This is a genomic window from Streptomyces coelicoflavus (genome assembly GCF_045041415.1).
GTDB classification, from domain to species: Bacteria; Actinomycetota; Actinomycetes; order Streptomycetales; family Streptomycetaceae; genus Streptomyces; species Streptomyces coelicoflavus.
This window is the reverse complement of the sequence record NZ_CP108218.1, coordinates 4345270-4361370: the sequence shown is the minus strand read 5'-3', so window position 1 is coordinate 4361370 and position 16101 is coordinate 4345270. Positions and strand designations below refer to the sequence as shown.

The window sequence follows — 16101 nt, the reverse complement described above, 5'->3', positions numbered from 1 at the left end:
CACCGCGTGTCCAGACTCATCGACACCACGGAGATGTACCTCCGCACCGTCCTGGAGCTCGAGGAGGAGGGCGTGGTCCCACTGCGCGCCCGCCTCGCCGAGCACCTGGACCAGAGCGGCCCCACCGTGAGCCAGACCGTCGCCCGCATGGAACGCGACGGACTGCTGCGCCTCGCCGCCGACCGGCACCTGGAACTGACCGACGCGGGCAGGCGGCTCGCCACGCGCGTGATGCGCAAGCACCGGCTCGCGGAATGCCTGCTCGTCGACGTGATCGGCCTGGAGTGGGAGCAGGTCCACGCGGAGGCGTGCCGCTGGGAGCACGTGATGAGCGAGGCCGTCGAACGCCGCCTGCTGCGCCTGCTGCGGCACCCGACCGAGTCCCCCTACGGCAACCCGATCCCGGGCCTGGAGGAGCTGGGCGAAAGGCGCGCCGCGGTCCCGCGCCCGGCCGCCGCCGGGAGCACGGTCCGCCTCGTGGACCTGGCCCCCGGGCCGGACGGCGCGAGCGCGGTCGTGCGGCGCATCGGGGAACCGGTCCAGGCCGACCGGGCCCTGCTGTCCGACCTGCGGCGGGCCGGGGTACGGCCCGGCGCGGTCGTGAGCGTCACACCATGGCCGGGCGGCGTGACGGTCGGCAGCGACGGGCGGACCGTCCGGCTCCCCGCCCGGACCGCCGCGCACGTCTTCGTCGCCCCGCGCTGAACCCGGCGGCCGGGCACCGGTGGGCACCGGCCCTCCCCCCTGCCGGTGCCCCGCCGGTCCCGCACCTCAGCTCCCGGCACCTCCCGGCAGCCCGAACAGCCGGACGGCGTTGTCGTGGCACACCCCGCGCAGCCACGCGTCCCCCAGCTCCAGGCGCTCCAGTGCGTGCAGCTGGTGCAGATAGGGATACGGGATGTTGGGGAAGTCGGTGCCGAGCAGGACGCGGTCGCCGAGGTCCGCCAGCCGGGGCAGCGCCCGGCGCGGGAAGGGCGCGAGCCGCTCACTGAAGTCGGTGAACGCCATGGTCGTGTCCAGCCGCACCTCCCCGTACCGCTCGGCGAGGTCCAGGAAGTCCTCGTACTCGGGCATGCCCATGTGCGCGACGACCAGCCGCAGCCGGGGGTGGCGGGCCAGGACGCGGGCGATCGGCTCGGGCCCGGTGTGCTTGCCGGGCGCCGGTCCCGAACCGCAGTGCACGACGACCGGGACCCCCGCCTCGGCGAGCACGCCCCACGCCGGGTCGAGCAACTCGTCGGCCGGGTCGTACGCGCCCACCTGCACGTGCGCCTTGAAGACCCGCGCCCCCTCCTCGACGGCCCGGCGGACGTACGTCTCGACGCCCGGCTCGGGGAACAGGGTGGAGGTGTGCAGGCAGTCGGGGGTGCGGCGGGCGAAGTCCACCGCCCAGTCGTTCAGCCACCGGGCCATGCCCGCCTTGTGCGGGTAGAGCATGGCGGTGAAGGCCCGCACCCCGAACGCGCGCAGCAACTCCGCGCGTTCGTCCTCCTCGTGCCGGTAGGTGATCGGCCACTCGACGCCGCCGGTCAGCGGTCCGAGCGCGTCGAAGTAGGCCCAGACCTTGCGCAGCACCCGCTCGGGCATGAAGTGCGTGTGCACGTCAACCAGCCCCGGCAGTCCGAGCCCCTCCCAGAACCGGCGGACCTGCCCGGCCTCGTGATCATTCATGCGGCCACGATCGCCCTCCGCGCTCCCCCGGACAAGGGGCGGCGGGAAAGGAGGACGGAGTGGAAGGGGATGGAGAGGGAGGTCAGAACAGCCCGTCCTGCACTCCGGCGGCCCGTTTGAGCTCCCGCAGGGGCACGGTGCACGGCGCACCCTCGGCGGACACCAGCTCCCATCCCGTCATCAGCCGGGTGTCGAGCACGACGACCCCGCGCTCCGTCGCCAGATGCAGATCCGGCCCGGCGGCCGCCACCAGCCCGCCCCCGATCGCGCCGCCCGCCACCAGCTCGGCCACGTCCGCCACGGCCGCCGGCCCGCGCTCCGCCCCCTCGAGCCCGAAGACACCCGCGTGGTCGACCGCGTCGAACGGCGCCGGCGTCAGCGACTGCGGCCAGCCGCCGAGCGCCACCGCCCGCGCGTGCAGCCCGGCGATCTCGGCCGCCCGCTCCGCCGCCGACCCGGGCAACGCGTCCCGCACCGCGCGCTTGTGGGCGTACGGGACGCGGTCGGGCACGCCCAGTGCGGCCCGCAGCAGCTCCTCGGTCCGGCGCGCGGCCATCAGCGGCCCGCAGCCCAGCCAGCTGAAGCACACGGCCCCCTGCTCGAGGAGCCGGGCGGCTCCCCGCTCGTACGCGGTGATCCCCACCTTGACCAGGCCCGGCCCGAACCACGCCAGATAGACGCGGTACGGCCGCGGGTCGTCCGCCATGGTGTCGGCGGCCACGGAGTGCGCCCGGTCGAGGCGCGCGCACTCCTCGCACCGCGCCCCCGTACTCCGCCCCGGCACACCGGCCCGCACGGGACACGCGTGGCCCCGTGCTCCCACACAGATCCGCACACCCCCCTCGGCCCCCTCGGCGACCCCGAAGGCCACCCGCTTCCCCCGGACCAGCGCACTGCGCCGGCCCCCGACCCACGACAGCACGGGACCGTCCGCCGCCCACCGCAGCCCCGCGCACTTCCACGCCTGTGCCATCCCCACCGACAGTAGACGGGACCACTGACAACGGCCGGTGCCCCGGACCCACGACGACCGGGCGGGCACTCACCCGTGGTGAGCGCCCGCCCGGTCGTACCGTATGGCCATGGCAGAACGTGAAGCGATGTGCCCCGAGCGCCTGGTCATGGAGCACGTCACCAGCCGCTGGGGCACCCTGACCCTGATCGCCCTGCTGGACCGCCCCCACCGCTTCAGCGAACTGCGCCGGGAGATCGGCCGGGTCAGCGAGAAGATGCTGGCCCAGACCCTGCGGACCCTGGAGCGCGACGGCCTGGTGCACCGGGACGCCCGGCCCGTGATCCCGCCCCGCGTGGACTACTCCCTCACCGACCTCGGCCGCGAGGCCGCCGAACAGGTCCGGGACCTCGCGCGCTGGACGGAACGGCGGCTGGCGGCGGTCGAGCGGGCCCGCGAAACCTACGACGCGACGAGGCCCTGACCCGCCGTCACCCGCCGCGCCACCCGCGCCGGCGTCAGCGCTTCAGCACGGCCTCCATGACGCGCTTGGCGATGGGCGCGCCGAGCCCGCCACCGGAGATGTCCTGGCGGGAGATGTCCATGTCGGTCGGGTCGATGAACACGGCCACCGCGACGGAGGACCCGTCGTCGTTCTTGCCGTAGGACACGAACCAGCCGTACGGCACCTTCTCGTTGACGTCGACACCGCGCTGTGCGGTACCGGTCTTGCCGCCGACCGTGATGCCGTCGATCTGGGCGCGCCGGGCGCTGCCCTCCTTGGCGGTGAACTCCATCATCTCCTGGACCTTCTGCGCGGTCTCGGCGGAGACCGCCTCGCTCATCACCGCGGGCTCGGTCTTCTCCAGGGTGTCCAGGTCCGGTCCCTTGACCTCGTCGACGACGTAGGGCTGCATCACCTTGCCGTCGTTGGCGATCCCGGCGGTGACCATGGCCATCTGCATCGGCGTACTGGTCAGGCTGCCCTGACCCATGCCGGTGAGGGCGGTGCCGGGCTTGTCGAGGTTCTCGGGGTAGAGGCTCTTGGTGGCGAGCAGGTCGCCGAAGTCGTCGGAGTAGACGTCCTCGTTGAAGCCGAACTTCTCGGCCGTCTCACGCAGCTTGTCCTGGCCCAGCTTGGTGGCGGCGTCGAGGAAGACGTTGTTGCAGGAGTACTGCATGGCGGTCTTCATCGAGGCCTTGTTGCAGACCGCGTCGCCGGCCTCGCTGCCGATCTTGTTGGTGGACTGCGGCAGCGGGTACGGCGAGACGGCGTCCGTGCGGGCGTCGACGTCGGTGACGACGCCGTGTTCCAGCGCGGCGGCCGCGGTGAGGATCTTGAAGGTGGAGCCCGGCGGGTAGGTCTCCCGCAGCGCGCGGTTGGCCAGCGGCTTGTTCTTCTTCTTGTCCAGCGCGACGAAGCGGTCCGACTCCTTGAAGGTGTTGCCCGCGAACGCCGCCGGGTCGTAGGAGGGCGCCGAGACCATCGCCAGCACCTTGCCCGTCTGCGGGTCGAGGGCGACCACGGCGCCCCGTGCGCCCTTGAGGTCGGTCAGCCCGTCCCACGCCGCCTTCTGCGCCTTCGGGTCGATGGTGGTGACCACCGAACCGGGCCGCCGGCCCTCACCGCTGACCACGTCGGCGAAACGCTGGAAGGCCAGCCGGTCGTCCTTCCCGGTGAGGATGGAGTCGTAGGTCTTCTCCAGCAGCGTCATGCCCTGGGCCTGCGACGCGTAGCCGGTCACCGGCGCGTACATCGGCCCGTCGACGTAGGTGCGCTTGTACTTGAGGTCGGTGCTCTCGGTCTCCTTGGAGCCGGTGATCGCCCGGCCGCCGACGACGATGTCGCCGCGCGGGGTGGCGAACTGCTCGATCTGCACCCGCCGGTTCTTGGTGTCGGAGGCCAGCTCGGGGGCCCGGACGTACTGAAGCCAGTTCGCGCGGATCAGCAGGCCGAGCACCAGCAGCCCGCAGAAGATCGCCACGGCCCTCAGCGGCTTGTTCACCGTCGGCCTCCGTCGGGGCTCGGCCGGTCGGCGGATATGAAGACGGGTCCTCTCAACATGGGCACACCCTAGACACAGTTCAGTGCGGTACTCACGCCGGTCCGCCGTCGTCGCCGTGCCGTCCGGCCCCGGACCGGCGGCACCGGAACGCCCGTCGGCGACAATCCGTCGGAACCTGTCACTCACGCCACTGGGGCACGCCCCGGGCCCTGCATAGCGTGCCCGACATGAACCCCGCCGATCTCCTCCCCTACGTCATGCCGATCGCCATCGGCCTCCTCGTCGTCCTGCTGATGTCCCTCGTCCCCGCACGGCACCGCCGCCCCCTGAACGCCCTCGGGATCGCCGGCGCCGGGGGCGTCTACTTCTCGGGCGGCGGTTTCGGCGCCTGGGAGCTCCCGTTCGGCGCGCTCATGCTGTACGTCGCCTACCGGGGCCTCACGTCCTGGACGTACATCGGCATCGGCTGGCTGCTGCACACCGCCTGGGACGTCGCGCACCACCTGAAGGGCAACCCGATCCTCCCCTTCGCCCACGACTCGTCCCTGGGCTGCGCGATCTGCGACCCGGTCATCGCCCTGTGGTGCCTGAACGGCGGCCGGCCCCTGCGGGAACTCGTCCCGGCCCTCGCCCCCAGGGCAAAGGCATAGACACAGGCACAGACACGACAGACCCAGGCACGGCGAAAGCCCCGCGGAGAGATCCACGGGGCTTTCGACTCACTGTGCACTCGGCAGGATTCGAACCTGCAACCTTCTGATCCGTAGTCAGATGCTCTATCCGTTAAGCTACGAGTGCTTGTGTTTTTCAGTTTTACCGCCGCTCCCGGCCCTTCCGGCCCGCTCGCGGCGACAGGAAGAACATTACATGACTGCCGCCGCCATGTGAAATCCATTGGCCGCACCCCTTGCGACCTGCACAAACGCCCATTCGAGGCCGACCCGGCAACACAGAAGCCCCGGCCGTCGGGCCGGGGCTTCGGTGATCGTGCGGAGGCGGAGGGATTTGAACCCTCGATGGGGTGTAAGCCCCAAACCGCATTAGCAGTGCGGCGCCATAGACCGGACTAGGCGACGCCTCCAGACAACATCACCACTTCGCGTGCGAGCGCGAGTGGCGCGTGCCGATGATGACACAGTTGAGCGCGCTGTCACCAATCGGCCCCTACGGTACTAGGCGGGCAGGCCACAGGGCAAAGCCTTACGGCCCGGCCGCCCGGACGGTGTGCGTCCGCTCGGCCCACCCCACGTCCGGACGCGCAACGTCCCGGCGTCCGGCGCGTTGGTCAGGTCATGTTCCAGCTCTCCCGCACCCCCGCCGCCCGCCTCCTCGGCGCCGCCGCCCTGTCCGCCGCCGCCCTCGCCTCCGTCTGCGCCGCGCACCCGGCCGCGGCCGCCGGCCCCGGCACTCCGGACGGCGACCACCTGACGGTCACCGTCCGCGACGCCGGCCCCGGCATGGACGGCACGTACGAGCTGTCCTGCCACCCCACCGCCGGCGACCACCCCGACCCCGAGGGCGCCTGCGCCGTCGTCGAGGGCGACACCCGGTGGGGCCGGGACACCTTCGCGCCGGTGCCCGAGGGCAGCGTCTGCACCATGCAGTACGGCGGCCCGGCCACCGCGCACGTCACCGGCGTCTGGTCCGGCCGCCCCGTCGACGCGACGTACGACCGCCGCGACGGCTGCGAGATCTCCCGCTGGGACCGCATGGTGCCGCTGCTGCCCGACCTCGGGGGCCCGGCCCGGTCCTAGCGGCGGCGGAGGGCGGCCGACGGGCATCGGTCACACGTTCTACGTCACTTGCTCGTGCGACCTCCGTCTCGTCCCACCCCGCCCGCCGGGCCCCAACCCTTAGACTCCCTCGGGTGACACGCCGCGGGCCGATTGGCAAGATGGACCGGGCGGTCGGCAAGTGCGGTAACAGGAGGGAAGCGTCTCGTGAGCAGCAGGCCATCCCGAGGCGCTGCTCGCCTCGCAGCCATACTGGACGCGCTGCCTGACGCGTTGGTCCTGGTCAACGCGAACGGCACCGTGGTCAACGCGAACACCATCGCGCTGGAGGCGTTCGAGACGCCGGGCACCGCGCTGGTCGGGCGGGGGCTGCTGGATCTGCTGCCGCAGTTCGACTCCCGGCTCATCCCCGGTTCCATGCGGCGGCCGGACCACATCGACCCCAGGGCGCGCACCAAGCCGACCCGGATGGTCGCGCGGCGCACCGACGGCACCGAGTTCCCGGTCGAGGTCACCAGCGCCAACCTGGAGACCGGCCAGCAGGCCTACGACACCTACGGCTACACCGGCGACGAGCTGCTGATGCTCGTCGTCCGCGACCTCTCCGGCACCGTCGACACCGAGGCCGAGCTGGCCCGTTCGCAACGGCAGACCGAGATGATCCTGCGGGCCGCGTCCGAGGGCGTCGTCGGCACCGACACCGACGGGCGGATCGTCCTCGTCAACCCGGCCGCCGCCCAGATCCTGGGCTACCGCGCCGGTGAACTCGGCGGCCGCGAGCTGCACACCCTCGTCCTGCACTCGCGCGCCGACGGCTCGCCCTTCCCGTACGACGAGTCGCCGCTCGCCGACACCCTGCGCTCCGGGCGCAAGCACCGGGTGCGCGGGCAGGTGGTGTTCGCCAAGAGCGGGGACCAGCTGCCGGTCGACCTGACGACCGCGCCCGTGCGCGACGGCGACCAGCTCGTCGGCGCCGTGATGACCTTCACCGACCGGCGCCCCTACGACGCCCTCGTCAAGGAGCACGAGGAGGCCGAGCAGCGGCACGCCGAGGAACTGGAGCGGCTGGCCGAGGAGCACGCCTCCGAGCTGACCGAGCTGCGGCAGCGGCACGTCGCCGAGCTGGAGGAGCTCAAGGAGCAGCACGCGGAGGAGATCGCCGCGGACGCCGACCGCTACGCCGCCCTCGGCGAGCGGGAGAAGGACCGGTACGAGGCGATCGCCGGGCGGCACGAGCAGCTGCTCACCCTCCTCGGCGACTCGCTGCGCGGGCCGCTGGACGAGCTGCGCCGGGAGCTGGCCGCGCTGGCGTCGGACGACGCCGGGCAGTTGTGGCCCGAGGCCAACCAGGTGCTGCACCACCTGTCGGCGGGCTACTCCCGCATCACCACCCTCATCGACAACGTCCTCGGCTACCAGCGCCTCGACATCGGCAACGAGCGGGTCGCCCGTACGAAGGTGATGCTCGACGCCGTCGTCGCCGCGGGTGTCGACGGGGCCGTGGAGCTGATCGGGCCGGGGCGGGTCCAGTTCGCCGTGCACGCGCCGCCGATCGAGGCGGAGGTCGACGCCCGGCTGCTGGCCACCGCGCTCGCCCATCTCGTCGCGGACGTCGCGGGCGTCGACGCGACCGGCAACTCGCCGGTGTCGGCGACGGGCGGGTACCTGGACAACACCGTCGTGGTGGCGGCGGCGCAGCGCGGTGAGGTCGTGCGCATCGAGGTGCGCGGGCCGTACGCCGGCGGGGACCCGGTGCACGAGCCGATCGTGCGCGGGATCGTGCGGGCGCACGGCGGCGTGCTCCAGACCCACGAGGTGCCGGGCATGAGCGGCAGCGCGTACGTGCTGGAGGTGCCGATCGGGGGCGGGGCCGGTGCCGTCGCGGGCACCGAGGCCGCGGCGGTGGCTCCTGTCGTGCCCGACGCCCGGGCCGACGCGGCCGGTGCCGCGGGCGCCGGGAACGCCGTGGCCGTCCGGGAGCCGGCTCCCGGAGGCGGGCGGCGGCGGGCGCGCCGGGCTTCCGTCGACGCGTTCCTGGAGAGCGAGGTCGCGGGGGCGCAGGGCGAGGCGGGGCCCGAGGCGGAGAACACCGCACCGACCGGACGGCGCAGGCGGCGCGCGGCCCAGGAGGCCGAACCCCAGGCCGCCCCGGCTCAGGGACAGGTCCAGGCCCAGGGGCAGACGGCCGGCGCATCGGCTCCGCTTCCCGTGCCCGCGCAGGCGGTGCCCGGTGAGGGAGCGGGAGCCGGTGGTACGGGGCGCCGGCGCGGGCGGCCCGCGGAGGGCCCGGGTGCCGAGGCCGCCGGAGCGCCGCAGGGAGCTCCGGCCGGGGTGTCCGAGGGCGCCGTCGTCATGGCCGGCGAGCACGGCGGCGGGTCCGCGGCGTCCAACACCGGGCTCGGCGGGACCGTACCGCCGCAGGGCGTGCCCGTGCCCAGCGGGCGACGGGGCGGGCAGGACGGCGGTGAGCAGCACGCGCTGCCCCCGGCCCTGCCCGCACAGGCCGGTGAGCCGGACCCGGCGAACACGGCGGACACGGCGGACGCGGACCGGCCGACGGGACGCCGACGGCGTGCCCTCGCCTCCGCGAACGAGCGCGCCGCGGCGCAGGAGGCCGCCCCGCGCCAGGTGTTCGCCCTGCCGCCCGCCGACGCGGACCGTCCGTCCGAGGGGACGGCGGAGACGGAGACGGAGTTGGAGGCGGGGACGCGGTCCCGGACTCGGACGCAGGCGCACGTACCGGGACAGGCGCACGCGCCCGGACAGGCGCAGGGGCAGGTACCGGGACAGGGGCAGGCCGGCCGGGTTCCGGTGCCCGGGCCCGCCGTTCCGGGTGACGCCCTGCCCGACGACGGCCGTCACGACGCCGTACCGCACGGCCAGGACGACGATCACACGCCGCCGCAGCCGCACCCCGCCGAGGCGCCCACGGGACGCCGCCGCCGGGCCGGGGCCGCACGGCCGGCCGAAGGACCGGCGCCGGTCCAGGCGCAGAACTCCCCCGCGCGAGGCGTGCCGGTGCAAGGGGCGCCGACGCCGGTGCACGGAGCTCCCCTGCCCGCCCCCGCCGAGGCACAGGTGCCCCAGCCGGCCGACACCGGCGCCGACATCGCGGGGCCGGACACCGCACCGCCCGCTGCCCCGGCCCGGCCGGCCCCCGCGCCGCAGCCGTGGCCCGCGGCCGGGGACACCCAGGGCGCCGGCCTCCCCGTACCGCCCGGCGCGGCCGCCGGACCCGCGACCCCGGCACCCCCCGCCGCCCCCGCGGCCCCTCAGGGCGTCCCCGCCACCACGCCGAGCCGGGGCACCCCGCTGCCGCCCGAGAACCCGCCCGCCCCGCGCGCGGCGCAGCCGTTGCCCGCCGAGGCGGCCACGCCCGTCGACCCGAACTCGACGCAGGGACGCGCGATCAGCGTGCGCACCCTGGGCCAGGGCGTGCCGTTCAACCGGCAGGCGCTCCAGGTGCAACAGCCGTCGGCCACACCCGCCCCGCACCAGCCGGGCGGTGGCGGCCGGCGCCGCAAGCTGGGCACGCCGCCCGACCCGGCCGCCACCGGGGCGGCGCAGTCGGCCCGGCCGCACCCGTCCGCCGAGCAGCCGTCGGGTGCCCAGCCGAAGAAGCAGTCCCCGCCCCCGTCCCAGCCGCAGCCCCAGGAGCAGCCGTCCCTGGCCGGCGGTCAGGGACGGCCGGCGCCGGTCACCGAGGGCGCCGGACGGTCGTACGCCATAGGGGCGCCGGACCGGGACGCGGCCGAGGGGCCCGAGCCGCTGGACGGCCCCGGCGGGGCCGTCGAGGTGGCCGATCCGCCGCGTCCGCAGCCGATGGACGACGAACTGCCGCCGGAGCCGCTGGACAACCCGCGCCGGCTGCTGGTGTGGCCCGCGCCGGACGTCTCCACGCAGCAGGCGCTCAGCGACCGCGGCTACCGGCCGGTGATCGTGAACTCGCGCGAGGAGGTGGACGCACAGATCGCGGCGTTCCCGGCCGCGCTGTTCGTGGACCCGCTGACCGGGCCGATCACGCGTACGGCGCTCCAGTCGCTGCGGCAGGCGGCGGTGGCGGCCGAGGTGCCGGTGCTGGTCACGGCGGGGCTCGGACAGGCCTCGCGGGACGCGGCCTACGGTGCCGATCCGGCCGTGCTGCTGAAGGCGCTCGCCCCGCGGGACAGCGAGCAGCACCCGCCGCGCGTGCTGCTGATCGAGGAGCACGCGGAGATCGCGCTGGCGCTGACCGCGACGCTGGAGCGGCGCGGGATGCAGGTGGCGCGGGCGGCGAGCGACGCCGACGCGGTGACGCTGGCGGGGCAGTTCCGGCCGAACCTGGTCGTGATGGACCTGATGCGGGTGCAGCGGCGTCAGGAGGGGTCCGCCGGGATCGTCGACTGGCTGCGCGCCAACGGGCAGCTCAACCGGACCCCGCTGGTCGTCTACACCGCCGCCGTCGACCAGGACGACCTGCCGCGCCTCGCCTCCGGCGAGACGGTGCTGTTCCTGGCGGAGCGTTCCACCAGCGGTGAGGTGCAGGCCCGGATCGTCGAGCTGCTCTCGCGGATCGGGACCAACTGACGCCCTTCCCGCCGGGTCACCCCTCGACGACGCGGCGGGCCGCCTTCTTGATCGAGTCGCGCAGGCGGTCGGCGTCGTCGTCCCCGCCGCCGACGAGGATGCGCTTCATCTGGGGCACGACGACCGCCCAGTTGGCCATCGCGACCAGCAGGAACAGAAGGTCGGGCGCCGGGATCGCGGTGGTGACCACGCCACGCTCCTGGGCGTCCCGCACGGCGGCGACCTTGCGGGCGTAGTGGGCCTGGCGTTCGGCCTCGTGGGGCAGCTCGGCGGTGCCGTACTCCATGCCCTCCCAGAAGAGGAGGCGCAGCAGCTCGGGGTGGGCGGCGTGGTAGTCCAGCAGACGGTCGATCCAGCCCTCGACGTCGTCCGGGTCGACGGGGACGGAGATCGCGAGGTCGAGCATCTTCTTCTCGAGGACCGACGCGAACAGCTCGCCCTTGTTGCCGTAGTAGGCGTAGATCAGCTGCTTGTTGGCCTTGGCCTCGGCCGCGATGCGGTCGATGCGCGCGCCGGCGATGCCGTGGCGGGCGAACTCCGCCACCGCCGCCTCGAAGATCCGGGCCTTGGTGGCCTCGGGGTCCCTTGCTGCCATGGGGCCAGGGTAGCCGGGCGGGCGAGCTGACCAACTATTTGGTTGACACGCTTCGGGAATGCGGGCGAGACTCCCCGGGTTAGTTCCAACCAACCAGTTAGTTGTTAGTGCGCGCTCGAAGGAGTCGCCCCGCTCATGCCGTCATCGCCGTCCTCCACCACTCCCGCCCCCACGTCCACACCGGCCGTCGGGAGGGAGCCCTCCGGGAAGGGGCCGTCCGGCGCCGCCGCCCGCCTCTTCCTCCCCCTGATCGCCCTGTGCACCGCCGTGACGGCCGCCAACATCTACCTCGCGGCGCCGCTGCTCCCCCTCATCGCCCACGACATGGGCTCCACCCCGTCGGCGGTCGCCTGGCTCGCCTCGGTCGCACAGCTGGGCTACGCGGCCGGCCTGCTCTTCTTCGCCCCACTCGGGGACAGTGTCAACCGGCGCCGCCTGGTCGCCGTCCTCTCGCTGGTCGCCACGGCGGCCCTGCTCGCCGCCGCCGCGTCGGCCGGGACCGGCGCGCTCGCGGGCGCCGTCCTGGTCGCCTCGGCCGCGACCGTCGTACCGCAGCTGCTCGTCCCGCTGGTCGCCGAGCGCGCCCCGGCCGACCGCCGGGCCCGGCACGTCGCGGCGGTCATCGCGGGCCTGTTCACCGGCGTCGTCGCGGCCCGGGTGCTCGGCGGCCTCGCCGGGCAGGCCTTCGGCTGGCGGGCGGTGTTCGTGGGCGCCGCCGTGCTGACCGCCGTCCTGGGTCTGGCGACCGCGTACATCCTGCCCGTCGAGCGGCGGCAGCGACGCGGACCGCTGTTCGCGGGGCTCGTCGCGATACCGGGCGTGGTGCGCCGCTCGCCCGACCTGTGGCGTGCCTGCGTGCGGCAGGCGGGGATGTACGGCGCCTGGAGCGCCCTGTGGACCTCGCTCGCCCTGCTGCTCACGGAGGACGGGGGGTACGGCATGACCACCGCCGCGGCCGGACTGTTCGGCCTGTTCGGGCTGGCGGCGAGTGTCGTCGCGCCGCTCGCCGGGGGTCTGGTCGACCGGTTCGGCGCCGCCAAGGTCGTACGGTCCGCGTACGTGCTGGCCGCGCTCTCGGTGCCGCTGTTCTGGCTGGGCGGTCAGGCGATGGCGGCGCTGTGTGCGGCGGCCGTGCTGGTGCACGCCGCCCTGGTCGCGTCCCACGTCGCCAACCAGACCCTCGCCCTGACCACCACCTCCGCCCCGGCCACCGCCAACACGGCCTACGTCGTCGCCGGCTTCGCGGGCGGCGCCCTGGCCTCGGCCCTCGCGGGGCCCGCGTTCGGCCACTGGGGCTGGGGCGGCGTGTGCGCGGTGGCGGGGGCGTGGCTGGTGCTGGGGTGGACGGCCACGGCCGTACGCCCGGGGCGGTGAGGGCGGGAGGGATGCCGGGCGGAAGGCCGTGAGGTCGGCCGCCCGGCACCGTCGCCACCGTCGCGCACCTGCCGGTCAGAGCCGGGTGACGTCCAGGCCGCCGTCGGCGTACTGCCTGCGCAGCACCTTCTTGTCGAACTTGCCGACGCTCGTCTTCGGCACCGTCTCGATGACCGTCCAACGTTCCGGCAGCTGCCACTTGGCGATCTTGCCGTCCTCGGCGAGGAAGGTGCGCAGGGCGGCGAAGTCGGTGCTCGCGCCCTCCCTGAGGACGACGGTGGCCAGCGGGCGCTCGCCCCACTTGTCGTCCGGTACGGCGACGACGGCGGCCTCGGCGACGTCCGGGTGGGCCATCAGCGCGTTCTCCAGCTCGACGGAGGAGATCCACTCGCCGCCGGACTTGATGACGTCCTTGGCCCGGTCGGTGAGCGTGAGGAATCCGTCCGGGGAGATCGTGCCGACGTCGCCCGTCTTCAGCCAGCCGTCCTCGCTGAACTTGTCGTCGGGACGCAGCGGCTCGGCGCCGGGGCCGTTGTAGTAGGCACCCGCGATCCAGTTGCCGCGCACCTCCAGCTCACCGGCGGACTCGCCGTCCCAGGGCAGGCGCTCGCCGCCGGGACCGGTGAGCCGGGCCTCGACGCCGGCCGGGAAACGGCCCTGGGTGAGGCGGTAGGCGAACTCCTCCGGCGTCCCGGCCACGTGGGCCGGCGGCCGGGCGATGGTGCCGAGCGGCGAGGTCTCCGTCATGCCCCAGGCGTGGCAGACCCGCATGCCGAGCGCGTCGAACGCCTCCATCAGGGAGGGCGGACAGGCCGAGCCGCCGATGGTGACCTGGGTGAGGGAGGAGACGTCGCGGGGACGGGCCGTCAGCTCGGCGAGCAGGCCCTGCCAGATGGTGGGGACGGCGGCGGCGTGCGTCGGCCGCTCGCCCTCGATCATCGCGGCGAGGGGCGCGGGCTGCAGGAAGCGGTCCGGCATCAGCATGTTGACGCCGGTCATGAAGGTGGCGTGCGGCAGTCCCCAGGCGTTGACGTGGAACTGCGGGACCACGACCAGCGTGGTGTCCTGGTCGGTCAGGCCCATCGACTGGGCCATGTTGACCTGCATGGAGTGCAGGTAGATGGAGCGGTGGCTGTAGACCACGCCCTTCGGGTCGCCGGTGGTGCCGGAGGTGTAGCACATGGCGGCCGCGGCCCGCTCGTCCAGCTCCGGCCAGTCGTAGACGGTCGGCTTCCCGGCGATCAGGTCCTCGTACTCGTGCACCTGGACGGCGGCCCCGTCCAGCAGGGAGCGGTCGCCGGGCCCGGTGACGACCACGTGCTCGACGGTCTTCAGGTGCGGCAGCAGCGGGGCGAGCAGCGGCAGCAGCGAGCCGTTGGCGATGACGACCCGGTCGGCGGCGTGGTTCACGATCCAGGCCAGCTGCTCGGGCGGGAGGCGGAGATTGAGGGTGTGGAGGACCGCGCCCATGGAGGGGATCGCGAAGTAGGCCTCGACGTGCTCGGCGTTGTTCCACATGAGGGTCGCCACGCGTTCGTCGCCGTCGACGGCGAGATCCTCGCGCAGCGCGTGAGCCAGCTGGGCGGCGCGTTCGCCGACCTCGGCGAAGGAGCGGCGATGCGGCTCGTCCTCACCGGTCCAGGTGGTCACCTGCGAGCTGCCGTGGATGGCCGACCCGTGGGCCAGGATCCTCGAAATCAGCAGCGGTACGTCCTGCATCGTGCTCAGCACGGTGTCCTCCCGGGGCGACATTGCCTACGCGGCGGTAAGGGTTGCGCTGATTCTGCGCACATACCGCGCGGTATGTCACTACTCCCGGGTGATCGATCAGCGGGCGCGTTCGAATACGTGATCCGACCGGGGGTTCACATACCGGTTCACGACCGGACAAACCCCAGTTCAGGGTCCTCGCGGAGCTTGCCGAGGGCACGGGAGACCGCCGACTTCACGGTGCCCACGGAGACGCCCAGCACTTCGGCCGTCCGGGCCTCGCTGAGATCCTCGTAGTACCTGAGGACGACCATCGCACGCTGCCGCGCGGGCAGCTTCATGATCGCCCGCCACATCGCGTCGTGCAGGGCCTGCCGCTCCGCCGGGTCGTCGCCGCCGGACACGGGCTCCGGCTCGGGCAGCTCGTCGCAGGCGAACTCGTCGACCTTGCGCTTGCGCCACTGCGAGGTCCGGGTGTTCAGCAGCGCCCGGCGCACATAGCCGTCCAGGGCACGATGGTCCTCGATGCGCTCCCAGGCCACGTACGTCTTGGTGAGCGCGGTCTGCAGCAGGTCCTCCGCGTCGCTCGGATTCGCGGTGAGCGACCGGGCGGTACGCAGCAGGACCGGCTGGCGGGCCTTCACGTACGAGGAGAACGACGGGTACGGGAAGGTCTGCGTCCGTGCCGTGGCCGTGGCCAGGGCCACGGACGGGCCTTGGCCCGGGGCCCGCGCCGGGGCCGGCGCCGTGGCGGTGGCGGCGTTCGAAGCGCTGGTGCAGACAGGTGCGGTCATGGCTCAACGCTATGAGCGAGGGGGCACCCCGCGGATCGCCCGCAGGTCCCGAAGCAGAGTCCCCCTCAGGTTGTAGGGGTGGTGGTGGCCCCACCTCCTGTAGGTGGAGTGGGGGAGGAGGGCCCCTGCGGGTTCACCCCTGGGTGCCCTGGCCGCAGGACACGTGGGTGCCCTTGCCGCAGGACACGAAAACGCCCGGGCGACGGTACCGGAGTACCGTCGCCCGGACGCACTGCGACCCCATGAAGCACACCCGCACAAGGAACCGGGGGCCGGCGCGGCAGCGCACCCGCTCCGGCCCCTCAGCTCACCACCACAGCGGGGAGAAGCTGACGGCCACGTTCTCGTTGCCCTGATTGATCGCCGTGAACGCGGAGCCGTCGACCTGCGCGGTGTTGCTCTGGTTCGAGGCCCCCGAGCCGACCGCCTGCTGCTGCGTGGTGGACGAGTTGCCGTTGTTGTCGTCGCCGACGCCGCTGCCGAGGATGCCGGCGTTGGCACTGGCGGCGGTCGCGCTCGATCCGTCGTCCGCGAAGGCGCCGTTGTCCGCCGTCGCCACCCCGCCGAGAAGAGCGACGGCGAGCGGGAGGGCGGCGACGGCGGCGACGACACGGGCGGTACGGATGCTTGCCATGTTGTTCCTCCAGAACAAGTGCGCACCGGCTTCAGCCGACAACGCGAGAAGTACGTAACCAGGACT

The 16101-nt window shown here is 73.7% G+C and carries 13 protein-coding genes and 2 tRNA genes; 6 read left to right on the top strand and 9 right to left on the bottom strand.

Features of this window, described 5'->3' with window-relative positions; all coding sequences use genetic code 11:
* Positions 1-6 precede the first annotated feature (6 nt).
* Positions 7-705 (top strand): metal-dependent transcriptional regulator, encoded by a 699-nt coding sequence (locus OHA99_RS19250; RefSeq protein ID WP_366472916.1) that lies wholly within the window; start codon positions 7-9, stop codon positions 703-705.
* A gap of 66 nt (positions 706-771) precedes the next feature.
* Here the strand turns inward: OHA99_RS19250 and OHA99_RS19245 are convergent, their stop codons facing one another.
* Both OHA99_RS19245 and OHA99_RS19240 read right to left on the bottom strand, forming a co-directional pair.
* On the bottom strand, positions 772-1671 hold the full coding sequence (locus tag OHA99_RS19245) for an amidohydrolase family protein (RefSeq protein ID WP_153178991.1): 900 nt from the start codon (positions 1669-1671) through the stop codon (positions 772-774).
* Positions 1672-1753: 82 nt separating this feature from the next.
* Positions 1754-2644 carry a DUF2797 domain-containing protein gene (locus OHA99_RS19240; RefSeq protein ID WP_366472915.1) on the bottom strand — a complete coding sequence of 297 codons (891 nt, stop codon included), beginning with the start codon at positions 2642-2644 and terminating at the stop codon, positions 1754-1756.
* Positions 2645-2747: 103 nt separating this feature from the next.
* On the opposite strand from OHA99_RS19240, the gene OHA99_RS19235 reads away from it, so the two are divergent.
* Complete coding sequence (locus OHA99_RS19235; RefSeq protein ID WP_153178989.1) at positions 2748-3107, top strand: helix-turn-helix domain-containing protein; 360 nt, start codon at positions 2748-2750, stop codon at positions 3105-3107.
* Between the two features lie 34 nt (positions 3108-3141).
* Here OHA99_RS19235 and OHA99_RS19230 read toward each other — a convergent pair whose 3' ends face one another.
* The gene (locus OHA99_RS19230; protein WP_153178988.1) at positions 3142-4629 is read right to left on the bottom strand and encodes a penicillin-binding protein 2; all 1488 of its coding nucleotides are present in this window, start codon (positions 4627-4629) and stop codon (positions 3142-3144) included.
* Positions 4630-4856: 227 nt separating this feature from the next.
* Here OHA99_RS19230 and OHA99_RS19225 point away from each other — a divergent pair, with 227 nt between their 5' ends.
* Complete coding sequence (locus OHA99_RS19225) at positions 4857-5279, top strand: DUF6010 family protein (protein WP_405696904.1); 423 nt, start codon at positions 4857-4859, stop codon at positions 5277-5279.
* 75 nt (positions 5280-5354) lie between these two features.
* On the opposite strand, the gene OHA99_RS19220 is transcribed toward OHA99_RS19225, so the two are convergent.
* Both OHA99_RS19220 and OHA99_RS19215 read right to left on the bottom strand, forming a co-directional pair.
* Positions 5355-5427, bottom strand: a tRNA-Arg gene (locus OHA99_RS19220).
* 192 nt (positions 5428-5619) lie between these two features.
* Positions 5620-5710: transfer RNA gene (locus tag OHA99_RS19215), tRNA-Ser, on the bottom strand.
* A 211-nt stretch (positions 5711-5921) separates the two neighbouring features.
* On the opposite strand from OHA99_RS19215, the gene OHA99_RS19210 reads away from it, so the two are divergent.
* Both OHA99_RS19210 and OHA99_RS19205 read left to right on the top strand, forming a co-directional pair.
* Positions 5922-6383 (top strand): SSI family serine proteinase inhibitor, encoded by a 462-nt coding sequence (locus tag OHA99_RS19210; RefSeq protein ID WP_345962940.1) that lies wholly within the window; start codon positions 5922-5924, stop codon positions 6381-6383.
* Positions 6384-6569: 186 nt separating this feature from the next.
* Positions 6570-10928 carry a PAS domain-containing protein gene (locus OHA99_RS19205; RefSeq protein ID WP_405696900.1) on the top strand — a complete coding sequence of 1453 codons (4359 nt, stop codon included), beginning with the start codon at positions 6570-6572 and terminating at the stop codon, positions 10926-10928.
* A gap of 16 nt (positions 10929-10944) precedes the next feature.
* Here the strand turns inward: OHA99_RS19205 and OHA99_RS19200 are convergent, their stop codons facing one another.
* Complete coding sequence (locus OHA99_RS19200; protein WP_153178984.1) at positions 10945-11523, bottom strand: TetR family transcriptional regulator; 579 nt, start codon at positions 11521-11523, stop codon at positions 10945-10947.
* Between the two features lie 135 nt (positions 11524-11658).
* Between OHA99_RS19200 and OHA99_RS19195 the strand changes: the two genes are divergently transcribed.
* A complete protein-coding gene (locus tag OHA99_RS19195) occupies positions 11659-12897 on the top strand; it encodes an MFS transporter (protein WP_153178983.1) in 1239 nt (412 codons plus the stop codon).
* Between the two features lie 75 nt (positions 12898-12972).
* Here the strand turns inward: OHA99_RS19195 and OHA99_RS19190 are convergent, their stop codons facing one another.
* From OHA99_RS19190 to OHA99_RS19180, 3 genes are all read right to left on the bottom strand, one after another.
* Positions 12973-14649: a long-chain fatty acid--CoA ligase gene (locus tag OHA99_RS19190; RefSeq protein WP_153178982.1), complete on the bottom strand. Its 1677-nt coding sequence runs from the start codon at positions 14647-14649 to the stop codon at positions 12973-12975.
* 125 nt (positions 14650-14774) lie between these two features.
* Positions 14775-15401 (bottom strand): SigE family RNA polymerase sigma factor, encoded by a 627-nt coding sequence (locus OHA99_RS19185; RefSeq protein ID WP_164384073.1) that lies wholly within the window; start codon positions 15399-15401, stop codon positions 14775-14777.
* A 307-nt stretch (positions 15402-15708) separates the two neighbouring features.
* On the bottom strand, positions 15709-16035 hold the full coding sequence (locus tag OHA99_RS19180; protein ID WP_007451409.1) for a hypothetical protein: 327 nt from the start codon (positions 16033-16035) through the stop codon (positions 15709-15711).
* Positions 16036-16101: the final 66 nt, after the last annotated feature.